10 protein-coding genes are annotated in these 10067 nt (G+C 71.5%); 3 read left to right on the top strand and 7 right to left on the bottom strand.

Features of this window, described 5'->3' with window-relative positions; genetic code table 11:
- Nucleotides 1–112: 112 nt before the first annotated feature.
- Entirely contained in the window at nt 113–1576 is a 1464-nt protein-coding gene (locus tag JHN63_RS42260) for an MFS transporter (RefSeq protein WP_200690439.1), read from the bottom strand.
- A gap of 88 nt (nt 1577–1664) precedes the next feature.
- Here JHN63_RS42260 and JHN63_RS42255 point away from each other — a divergent pair, with 88 nt between their 5' ends.
- Both JHN63_RS42255 and JHN63_RS42250 read left to right on the top strand, forming a co-directional pair.
- Nucleotides 1665–2222: a MarR family winged helix-turn-helix transcriptional regulator gene (locus tag JHN63_RS42255; protein ID WP_234478496.1), complete on the top strand. Its 558-nt coding sequence runs from the start codon at nt 1665–1667 to the stop codon at nt 2220–2222.
- A gap of 54 nt (nt 2223–2276) precedes the next feature.
- Entirely contained in the window at nt 2277–2501 is a 225-nt protein-coding gene (locus JHN63_RS42250; RefSeq protein WP_200690438.1) for a hypothetical protein, read from the top strand.
- Nucleotides 2502–2591: 90 nt separating this feature from the next.
- On the opposite strand, the gene JHN63_RS42245 is transcribed toward JHN63_RS42250, so the two are convergent.
- The 4 genes from JHN63_RS42245 to JHN63_RS42230 all read right to left on the bottom strand — a co-directional run bounded on the left by JHN63_RS42245 (nt 2592) and on the right by JHN63_RS42230 (nt 6982).
- Complete coding sequence (locus JHN63_RS42245; RefSeq protein ID WP_200690437.1) at nt 2592–3815, bottom strand: cytochrome P450; 1224 nt, start codon at nt 3813–3815, stop codon at nt 2592–2594.
- A gap of 118 nt (nt 3816–3933) precedes the next feature.
- Complete coding sequence (locus JHN63_RS42240; RefSeq protein ID WP_200690436.1) at nt 3934–4602, bottom strand: response regulator transcription factor; 669 nt, start codon at nt 4600–4602, stop codon at nt 3934–3936.
- On the bottom strand, nt 4599–5993 hold the full coding sequence (locus JHN63_RS42235; RefSeq protein WP_200690440.1) for a sensor histidine kinase: 1395 nt from the start codon (nt 5991–5993) through the stop codon (nt 4599–4601). Before JHN63_RS42235 ends, JHN63_RS42240 begins: the two co-directional genes overlap by 4 nt.
- Nucleotides 5994–6118: 125 nt before the next feature.
- Nucleotides 6119–6982, bottom strand: coding sequence for a S9 family peptidase (locus JHN63_RS42230; RefSeq protein WP_200690435.1), 864 nt, complete (start codon nt 6980–6982; stop codon nt 6119–6121).
- A 198-nt stretch (nt 6983–7180) separates the two neighbouring features.
- Between JHN63_RS42230 and JHN63_RS42225 the strand changes: the two genes are divergently transcribed.
- Entirely contained in the window at nt 7181–7879 is a 699-nt protein-coding gene (locus tag JHN63_RS42225; protein WP_200690434.1) for a TetR/AcrR family transcriptional regulator, read from the top strand.
- Between the two features lie 15 nt (nt 7880–7894).
- Here the strand turns inward: JHN63_RS42225 and kynU are convergent, their stop codons facing one another.
- Both kynU and JHN63_RS42215 read right to left on the bottom strand, forming a co-directional pair.
- Nucleotides 7895–9088 (bottom strand): kynureninase, encoded by a 1194-nt coding sequence (gene kynU, locus JHN63_RS42220; RefSeq protein ID WP_200690433.1) that lies wholly within the window; start codon nt 9086–9088, stop codon nt 7895–7897.
- Nucleotides 9081–9920, bottom strand: a complete 840-nt coding sequence (locus JHN63_RS42215; RefSeq protein ID WP_200690432.1) for a tryptophan 2,3-dioxygenase family protein — start codon at nt 9918–9920, stop codon at nt 9081–9083. The genes kynU and JHN63_RS42215 overlap by 8 nt, the downstream gene beginning before the upstream one ends.
- Nucleotides 9921–10067: the final 147 nt, after the last annotated feature.

Below are 10067 nucleotides of genomic sequence, written 5' to 3'. Positions count from 1 at the left end.
GGGGCTGGCGGGGTTGCGGAGGCGGGATGTGAGTACGTGAGCCCGTCCGACCAGCCCGGCCGCCGCCATCAGGGAGACGAAGCCGGAGCAACTGCCGTACAGCACCGGCCTGTCAGCGGGCCGGCTCGGTCTGGTTGCCGACCGTCCTGCGGGGCAGCGCCAGGCACAGGGCCGCGCACAGCAGGTACGCGGCGATGGCCCATGGGCCCGCGTGGACGATCGCGTCGGTGAGTCCCTTGTCCGTGTGGGAGAAGAACGCGTTGCCGATGACCGCGACTCCCAGCGCCCCGCCGAACTGCTGGGCCGTGGACAGGATTCCGGAGGCGCCGCCCGCGAGGCCGCTCGGCACGGTGCTCAGGATGGTGTTCACCAGCGGGATGATCAGGAGGATCAGACCGACGCCCGCCAGGAAGAGACCGGGGACCAACGGCCAGGCGCCGGTGTGCAGTTGGGCCGAGTTCTGTGCCGCGTGCCGGACCCAGAACAGGCCGCCCGCCATGACCAGCGCGCCCAGGATCAGCACCGCACGGCCGAACTTGGCGACCAGCGGGTCCACCGCGGGCGCGGCCAGGATCGAACCCGCACTGAAGGCGACCATCAGCAGACCGGCCCCGGTCGGGGTGTAGCCCTGCCCGGACTGGAGCCAGACGGTGAAGACCAGGAAGAAGCCGGACATGCCGCCGTAGAAGAGGAGTTGGACCAGTAGGCCGGCGCTGAAGGCGGGCTTCTTGAACAAGTCCGTGGGGAGCAGGGGGTGTTCGATGCCGCGCTTCTTCTCCGAGAGCGTCAGGGCGACGATCGCGAGGACGCCCGCGGCCAGGCAGAGCCAGCCCCACAGCGGCCAGCCGTTGGAGCGGCCCTGGACCAGCGGCAGCACGATCGCGACCAGGCCGGCGGCCAGGACGACATTGCCGGGCAGATCGATGCGGCCGGTGAAGGCGGGGGCCTTCGACGCCGGGATCCACTTGGTGCCCAGGATCAGGACGACGACGGCCAGCGGGAGATTGATGACGAAGATGGTGCGCCAGCCCCAGCCGAACAGGTCCCAGTCGGTCAGTACGCCGCCGAGCAGCACGCCCACGGCCGTGGAGAGGCCGGCGATCGCGCCGTACAGGGCGAACGCCTTGCCGCGCTCCTCGCCGTCGAACATCGTGCGGAACGAGGCGAGGATCTGCGGCATGATCACGGCCGCGGCCACCCCCTGGAGGCCGCGCGAGGCGACGAGCACCCCGGCCGAGGTCGCCAGCGCGCTCGCCAGGCTCGTCAGTGCGAACGCGGTGACGCCGAATAGGAACAGCTTCTTGCGGCCGTAGCGGTCGCCGAGGTGCCCGGCGATGATCAGCGTGGCGGCGAAGCCGAGCATGTACGCCGACACCGTCCACTGGAGGTCGGCCGGGGTCGCCTTCAGGCCCTTGCCGATGGAGGGCAGCGCGGTGTTCACGATCGATCCGTCGATCATGTCCAGCAGCGCTGCGAGGATCATCACGAACGCCGCCGCCCACCGTCGGGGGTAGGGCACCGGCCCACCGCCGCCGTCAGCGGCTACGTTCGTCGTGTCGGTCGTGCTGGACGACATGGCGTTGGCTCCTCAGTTCAGCTTGACTTTCATATATCTTGGCTTTCAGGCCAATTGCTGATGGCTACGATCCGGGGAGATATCTCGAATGTCAAGTGGAATGGAGTCGGAGGGCGGCTCGGGGTCCTCGGAGTCGGTCGAAGCGCGGCTCGGGGCGGCCGTGCAGGGCTACCAGGGCGCCGTCGACGACTTCGACCGCGAGCTGGCCCGTCTGATGGGCGTCAACGAGACCGACCTGCGCTGTCTGGAGATCCTTCTCTCGGTGCCGGAGATCACTCCGCGTGAGCTGAGCCGACGGCTCGGGCTCACCACCGGGAGCGTCACCACGATGCTCGACCGGCTGGAGAAACTCGCCTACCTCACCCGCACCCCGCACCCCGACGACCGGCGCAAGACCCTGGTCCGCGTCACCCCCGAGGCCGCGCAGCGGGCCTACGGCCTGATCGGACCGTTCATCGAGGACGCCGGCCGGCAGGTGCGCGATCGCTACACCCCCGAGCAGTTGGAACTGGTCGCCGACTACCTCACCTTCACCCGCGACATCCAGCAGGGGCACGTCGAACGGCTGCGGGAGGTGCCGGCGTCGCGCGCTACGCGGACCGGGGGGAGGCAGTCGCCGGGGCCGCGGGGCGGGGCGGCGAGGTAGATCGTTGAGGTGAATCCGGAACCCCTCGCCCGCCCGTCCGCGTCCCTCACGGGCATGGGACAACGTGCGCAGGCCGCCGCCGGATGCCTGACCATGGCGCTCGGTGCGGGCGCGGGGCTCGCGCTCTGGGCCGTCGACGTCCGCGCCCGCCTCTGGCGCTTCGAGGCGGGCCCCGACTGGAGCGTCCTCTACGCCGAACTGCCGCTCGCCCTGCTCGGCGGGCTGGCCGTGGGTGCGGTGTCGTGGGCCCTGGTCAGCCGGATCAAGGCGCGGAGCTGAACCGTTCCGGCCCGCGGGGGCAGGGACACGCACGCGAGCCCGCACCGCCCCGCACTGAACCACCGCACGCCACCCCGAACACCCCCGCCGTCAGCCCACCTCGACGCTCAACCCCTCCAGCCCCCGGATCACGAAGTTCGGCTTCCGCTCCGGTTCCCTCGCGAGCGTCAGCGTCGGGGCCCGCTCCAGCAACGCCCCCATGGACGCGGCCAGTTCGATACGGGCCAGGGGCGCGCCGATGCAGTAGTGGATGCCCGCGCTGAAGCTGATGTGCGGGTTGTCCGCGCGGGTGAGGTCCAGTCGCTCGGGGGACGCGAAGACCTCCGGGTCATGGTTGGCGGAGCCGAACAGCATCGCGATCTCCGCGCCGCGCGGGATCGTCGTACCGTCGATCTCGATCTCGTCCAGCACCCACCGCTCGAAGAGCTGGAGCGGGGTGTCGTAGCGCATCAACTCCTCCACTGCGGACGGGATCAGGGAGTGGTCCGCGCGCAGGGCGGCCAGCTGGTCCGGGTTGCGGAACAGCGCCCACCAGCCGTTCACCGTGGCGTTCACCGTCGCCTCGTGGCCCGCGTTCAGCAGGAGTACGGCGGTGGAGATCAGCTCCTGTTCGGTGAGGCGGTCGTCGTCCTCGTCGTGGGCCGCGATCATGCCGGAGATGAGGTCGTCGCCCGGGTCCTTGCGGCGGGCCGCGATCAACTCGCGTAGATACGCGGAGAATTCGTTCGAGGCGCGGACCGCGCGCGCCGCCGTGTCCTCGGACGGGCTGAGTTCGTACATCCCGCAGATGTCCGCCGACCAGGGGCGCAGCGGGGCGCGGTCCGACTCCGGGATGCCGAGCATCTCCGCGATCACCGCGACGGGGAGCGGTTCGGCGACATCGGTGAGCAGGTCACCGCCGCCGTGCGCCACCAGGCCGTCGACCAGTTCACCGGCCAACTTGCGGACGTACGGCTTGAGTTGCTCGACCGTGCGCGGGGTGAACGCCTTCGAGACCAGGCGCCGGATGCGGGTGTGGTCCGGGGGTTCCAGGTCGAGCATCCCGTGGTCGTTGAGGGTGTGGAAGGGCTCGTGCTCGGGCGGGGGTGCCGTACGGCCGAAGTCCTCGTGGGTGAAGCGGTGTTGGTAGGTGCGACCGAGGCGGCGGTCGCGGAGGAGGGCCGAGACGTCCGCGTGGCGGGGGACCAGCCACTGGTCGGTGGGCTCGTAGTAGGTGACCCGGCCCCGGTCGCGCAGTTCGGCGTAGGCGGGGTACGGGTCGGACACGAACGCCGGGTCCCAGGGGTCGAAGGCGAGGTCGTCAGCAGCAGCCATGGACGGACGCTAACCGCTGGACGCGCTGCTGACCAGGGGCGACGTGCGGTGTCCTGGCCGGTCCCGGGGGAATTCCCCGTGCGCGGGGCGCCTGCCACGGATCACTCCCTCGAGCGTCCTACCCCGGTCTCACCAGCCTCGCCTCGTACGCGAACACCGCCGCCTGCGTCCGGTCCCGCAGTCCCAGCTTCACCAGGATCCGGCTGACATGGGTCTTGATCGTCGACTCGGCGACCACCAGCCGCTCGGCGATCTCCCCGTTCGACAGCCCCTGCGCGATGAGGACCAGCACCTCCGTCTCCCGCTCGGTCAGATCGCCGTACGCCCCCTGCTGCGCGGTCGGCATCACGCGGGAGGTCTCGGACAGTTTCGAGAACTCCGTGATCAGCCGGCGGGTGACGGAGGGGGCGAGCAGCGCCTCGCCGGCCGCCACCACCCTTACCCCGTCGGCGAGTTGGCGGGCCGAGGCGTCCTTGAGGAGGAAGCCGGAGGCGCCCGCCCGCAGCGCCTGGTACACGTACTCGTCGAGGTCGAAGGTGGTGAGCACCAGCACCTTCGCGGCGCCGTCCGCGGCGACGATCTCCCGGGTCGCCTCGATGCCGTTCATCTCCGGCATGCGGATGTCCATCAGCACGACGTCCGGGGCCAGTTCACGCACCCGCCGGACCGCGTCGCGCCCGTTCACGGCCTCGCCGACGACCTCGATGTCCGGCATCGCGCCCAACAGGACCGAGAAGCCCTCGCGCACCATCATCTGGTCGTCCGCGATCAGTACGCGGATCGTCATGCGTCTCCCTCGCCGGTGGCCGGGGCCGAATTCCCCACGGTCGGGGCCGATTTGCTCGCGCTCGGGGCCGGTTCGGTCGCGCTCGGGACCGGCAGGAACACCGTCACCTCGTAGCCGCCGTCGGCCGTCGGGACCGCCGTCATCTCGCCGTTCAGCATGGAGACCCGCTCCCGCATCCCGGTGATGCCGTGCCCCGCGCCGGGCGAGGGCTTCACCAGACTCGGCTCGGGCGCCGGGCCGTTGACGATCCGCAGGCCCAACCCGCCCAGCACATAGCCGATGTCGACCTGGGCACTGGCGCCCGGCGCGTGCCGCAACGTGTTGCTCAACGCCTCCTGCACGATCCGGTACGCCGACAGCTCGACGCCCTGCGGGAGTTCACGCACCGCGCCCGTCACCGCCTTGTCGACGCGCAGGCCGGCGTCACGCACATTGGCGAGCAGGGCGTCCATGTCGGCGAGGGTGGGCTGCGGGGCGTCGGGCGCCTCGTAGTCCTCCGCGCGCACCACGCCCAGCACCCGGCGCAGCTCGGTCAGGGCCGCCACCGCGTTCTCCCGGATCGTGACGAACGCGCGCTCCAGCTCGGGCGGCGGGTTCTCCACGCGGTAGGGCGCGGCCTCCGCCTGGATGGCGACCACCGACATGTGGTGGGCCACCACGTCGTGCAGCTCGCGGGCGATCGTCGTGCGCTCCTCCAGCAGCGTGCGCCGGGAGCGTTCGTGCGCGGTCACGGTCTGCTGGGCGGTGACCTCCTGCTCGGCGTCGTGGCGGACGTGCCGGACGGTGACGCCGAGCAGGACCAGGGCGGAGAGGAACGCCATCTGCGCGCTGTTCGAGCCGAAGGCGTGGCCGCCGACGACGGTGGCGGCGCCGATGCCGTAGACCACCGTCAGGACCCACATCCAGGCGGCCGTGCGCGGTCGGGTGCGTATCGCCACGATCGTGAGCACGGACAGGTGGCAGACGAAGCTGCCGGTCCGCCACGGCCACTCGTCGTCGAACCCGGTCGCCAGGGCGGTGGCGACCGGGGTCGCGGCCATGGACAGCCAGAACGCGCCGACCGGCCGCACCATGGTCAGCAGCACCGGCACCAGGGCGAGCAGGCCGAGGATCAGGTTGCTGCCCGCGCCGCGGGCCTCGTCGTTCGTCGCGACGAACATCGCGAGCAGGCCGACCGCGACGATCAGGGCGTGCGGGCTCCAGGCCGCGTACTCCCGCAGCCGGCCCTTCAGCCGCCGGGTAAGCGGTCCTGCGGCGGTGGAGCGGGGCAGGGGGCGGTAGGCGAAGGCGTCGTGGAACAGGTCCTGCCGCATCCCGCGCAGGGCGTCCTCGGCCAGCCGGAACTCCGGGCTGCGCGGCTTGTACGCCTCGTACGCGCTGTCCTGTGGCATCGTCTGCGTCTGGCTCGTATCGGTCACGTTCAAGACGGTAGGCGGCGGGGCGGGCAGCCGTCGTCACCTGTGAGAAGGGTCCTGGGGCGTCCGTCTCAAGTACTACGAGCCGTACGGCGGGGCGCTCACCAGGCCAGCTGTGCGATCTCCTCCGCCACCACCGCGCACGCGTCCGCCGCCGGGTCGATCAGCGGGAAGTGGCCGACGTCCTCCAGCAGGGTGAGGCCGACGACCTCGCCCGACTTCGCCGCCGCGTCCGCGTAGGACTCGGCGACCGCCTGGGGGACGACGTCGTCGGCGCGGCCCTGGACCAGGGTGGTCGCGATGCCGGTGGGGAGCAGGAGCGAGGGGTCCGCGTACGGCAGGCGCTCCGCGAACGTGGCTTCCCCGCCCAGGAGTTGACCGGCCGCTCCGCCGCACACGGCGAGTTTCTCGGCGACCGCGAAGTCGGCGATCGGGGCGAGGGCGACCACACCGCGCAGCGCGGCGGGGGCGTCGGTGCGCCAGGGCGCGTCCTTCGGGAGGACGTGCCGGGCCGCGGCCCACAGCGCGAGATGGCCGCCGGCCGAGTGCCCGGTGACGACCGTGCGGCGCGGATCGGCCTGCGGCAGCGCCTCCCGTACGAGCGCGGGGAGCGCGTCCAGCGCGGCCGCGACGTCGTCGAAGGTGTCGGGCCAGCGCCCGGCGGCCCCCTCCTGCGGACCAGCCGCCCCCCGCCGGTACTCCACGTTGGCCACCGCGAAGCCGCGCCGTGCCAGGAAGTCCGCGAACGGGGTGATGTGCGCACGGTCGTACGGCGCACGCCACGCGCCCCCGTGCAGTACGACGACCAGGGGTGCGGCCTCGCCCGGCACGCGTTCGCCGCGCGGGACGTAGAAGTCGATCACCTGGTCGGGGTGGTCACCGTACGCGGCGGTGCTGTCGGGGTCGACGGCCGGGTGCGAGAAGGCCGACTCCTCTTCTGCGGCACGTGCGGCGTCGTCCGGCATTGCTCCAACCTCTCAGCGACGATGGGGGCACCTCCCAGGCTTTCGGCACTGGAAGAGGATTTGAACAGTTCGGATGTGGCGGATCTGGAGTGATTACGACCGTTGGCGGGACGCTACCAGGCCGATGACATGGGCGGACACGCGGATGTCACGCTGGGTGAGGATTTAACGGTTCTGCTGTTTCGTTACGCTGCCGCCATGCCCGCCGAACCCGAACCCGACGACCCCGGACCCGACGACCCCGGACCCGGCGGCCTGCGCCCCGGCGGTCGTACGGCCCGCGTGCGTACGGCCGTGCTGCGGGCCACGGGTGACGTGCTGGCCGAGCAGGGCGTCGACCGGCTCGACCTCTCGGACGTCGCCCGGCGGGCGGAGGTCGGCAAGACCACGGTGTACCGGCGCTGGGGTTCGGTGACCGCGCTGGTCGCGGACCTCCTCGTGGACATGGCCGAAGAGTCCCAGCAGGTGCCGCCGTCGCTGCCGCGTCAGGAGACGGGTTCGCTGCTCGGCGATCTGCGCGCCCACGCCCTGCTGGTGCAGCGCACGCTCGCCGATCCCCGCCAGGGCGCCCTGTTCCGCGCCGTCATCGCCGCCGCGACCTGCGACACCCGTACGGCGGAGGCGCTGCGCCACTTCTACGCGGTGCGGGCCGCCGAGTGGACGCCTTGCGTCGAACGCGCCGTGGCGCGCGGGGAGTTGCCCGCCGGAACCGATGCCTGCCAGGTCGTACGGGCCGTATCGGCGCCCCTCTACTACGAGTTGCTGACCACCGGATCCGCCCCGGACGCCCCCGCCGCGGAGCGGGCCGCGCTCGCCGCGCGGGCCGCCGCCGTGGCGGGGGTGTATGTCACAGGTGTCACCGTTGGACTAACCGTTTCGAGGCCCTACGGCGGTTAGGTCGAGGTACAGCTTCTAGCGGATCACGTCTCCCAGCACGCGCGCCGCCCGCTCCACGTCCCCGAACCCGACGTACAACGGCGTGAATCCGAAGCGCAGGACGTCCGGATGCCGGAAGTCGCCGACCACACCCCGCTCGATCAGCCGCTTCATCACGTCCCCGGCGTCGGAACACCGCAGCGCGACCTGGCTCCCCCGCTCGGCATGAGCCACCGGGGTCACCGACTCGACAGCGCCCGCCGGCACGTACGACGCCACGCACTCCAGGAAGAAGTCCGTCAGGGCGAGGGACTTTGCGCGCACCGCCTCGATCGAGACACCGGCGCCGTCCCACACGTCGAGCGCGGCTTCGAGAGCGAGCATGGACAGGATGTCCGGGGTGCCGACCCGCCCGCGCAGCGCGCCCGCCGCCGGTTCGTAGCCGGGCCGCATGCCGAAGGGTTCGACATGCGAGTTCCAGCCGGGCAGCGGGGAGTCGAAGCGGTCCTGGAGACCGGCCCGCACATACAGATACGCCGGTGAACCCGGGCCGCCGTTCAGGTACTTGTAGGTGCAGCCGACCGCGAGGTCCACACCGTGCTCGTCGAGCCCGACCGGCAGGGCGCCCGCGCTGTGGCACAGGTCCCATACGACCACGCCGCCCGCCGCGTGCACGGCGGCGGTGAGCGCGGGCAGGTCGTGCAGCCGCCCGGTGCGGTAGTCGACATGGTTGAGGAGCACCGCCGCCGTACGCTCGCCGAGCGCGCCCGGCACCTGGTCCGGGGTCACCGGCCGCAGCGTGCACCCGGTCATCCGGGCCGCCGACTCGGCGATGTACCCGTCCGTGGGAAAGGTCGTGGCGTCGACGACGATCTCGTCCCGCCCCGATCCACCCGCCATTCGCACGGCCGCCACAAGTGCCTTGAAAACATTGACACTTGTGGAATCACCGACGACGATCTGCCCGGCCGCCGCCCCGACCAGCGGGGCGATCCGGTCACCGATCCGCTCGGGCGCGGTCCACCACCCGCTCTCGTCCCAGGACCGGATCCGCAGTTCGCCCCACTGCCGCCGTACGACGTCCTCGACCCGCCCGGGGACGGAGGCCGGCAGCGCGCCGAGCGAGTTCCCGTCCAGATAGACGACGCCATCGAGCACGAACTGCGCCCGGACACCGGCCAGTTCGTCACCGGCCTCCAACTTCTCCGCTCTCACCACGAGTTCAGACATGGGATCGCGCCGTCCACAGCTCGGGGAACACGTTCTTCTGCGCGCGCTTCTCCAGCCAGGCCACCCCGGCGGAGCCGCCCGTACCGGTCTTGGCGCCCATCGCGCGCCGGGTGGCGACGAGATGGTCGTTGCGCCATCGCCACACCAGTTCGGCGACATCGGTCAACGCCTCGCCGAGCCGGGCGAGTTCATCACCGGCGTCACCGGAGTAGAGGGAGGTCCACGCCTCCTCGACGGCCTCCGACGGCTCGTACCGCAGCGACACGTCCCGTGTGAGCACGGCCTCGGGGATCGCGTGCCCCCGCCGGTCGAGAAGCCTCAGCACCTCGTCGTAGAGGCTCGGTTCGTGCAGGGCCTTCTCCAACTCGGCGTGCACGCGCGGCGCTCCGCGGTGCGGGACGAGCATGGACGCGGACTTCTCGCCGAGCAGGAACTCCATCCGGCGGTACATCGCGGACTGGAATCCGGAGCCCTCGCCGAGGGCGGCACGGTAGGAGTTGAACTGCGCCGGCGTGAGCTGGCCGAGGGGCCGCCAGGAGGCGTTGAGCGCGTCGAGTTCCCGTACGGAACGCTTCAGCGCGTCGATCGCGACCGGCACCCGGTCCTCGCGCAGGGCCCGCGCGGCGGTCTCCCACTCGTGGACGATGACGGTGAACCACAGCTCCATGACCTGGGTGGTGACCAGGAAGACCATCTCTCCGGGGTCGTCGGAGCGGGTGTGCTGGAGGTGGGTGAGGACGTCGGCCTGGACGTAGTCCTCGTAGGGGGTCGTCCCCTGGAAGTCGAGATGCGGGGCCTCGGGCTCCTGCGTTTCCTGAGCCGGTTGGGACATCGCTGTCTCCTGATGCGTACTCCGGGTAGCGGTCCGCCCCTGCCGTTCTCGACACGGTGGCCCCGGTCCCCACCGGGCATCCTCCCCAATGGTCCCCCGGGACCGCAAGGTCCGCCTGGTCACACCAGGCGGACCTTGCGGTCCCGG

This window comes from Streptomyces sp. MBT65 (assembly GCF_016612545.1).
Lineage (GTDB): Bacteria > Actinomycetota > Actinomycetes > Streptomycetales > Streptomycetaceae > Streptomyces.
This window is presented reverse-complemented; position numbering and strand designations above follow the sequence as displayed.

Coding starts and splice junctions, on each gene's coding strand:
- JHN63_RS42260 (WP_200690439.1), bottom strand. CDS start 1,576: ATGTCGTCCAGCACGACCGACACGACGAACGTAGCCGCTGACGGCGGC.
- JHN63_RS42255 (WP_234478496.1), top strand. CDS start 1,665: ATGTCAAGTGGAATGGAGTCGGAGGGCGGCTCGGGGTCCTCGGAGTCG.
- JHN63_RS42250 (WP_200690438.1), top strand. CDS start 2,277: ATGGGACAACGTGCGCAGGCCGCCGCCGGATGCCTGACCATGGCGCTC.
- JHN63_RS42245 (WP_200690437.1), bottom strand. CDS start 3,815: ATGGCTGCTGCTGACGACCTCGCCTTCGACCCCTGGGACCCGGCGTTC.
- JHN63_RS42240 (WP_200690436.1), bottom strand. CDS start 4,602: ATGACGATCCGCGTACTGATCGCGGACGACCAGATGATGGTGCGCGAG.
- JHN63_RS42235 (WP_200690440.1), bottom strand. CDS start 5,993: ATGCCACAGGACAGCGCGTACGAGGCGTACAAGCCGCGCAGCCCGGAG.
- JHN63_RS42230 (WP_200690435.1), bottom strand. CDS start 6,982: ATGCCGGACGACGCCGCACGTGCCGCAGAAGAGGAGTCGGCCTTCTCG.
- JHN63_RS42225 (WP_200690434.1), top strand. CDS start 7,181: ATGCCCGCCGAACCCGAACCCGACGACCCCGGACCCGACGACCCCGGA.
- kynU (WP_200690433.1), bottom strand. CDS start 9,088: ATGTCTGAACTCGTGGTGAGAGCGGAGAAGTTGGAGGCCGGTGACGAA.
- JHN63_RS42215 (WP_200690432.1), bottom strand. CDS start 9,920: ATGTCCCAACCGGCTCAGGAAACGCAGGAGCCCGAGGCCCCGCATCTC.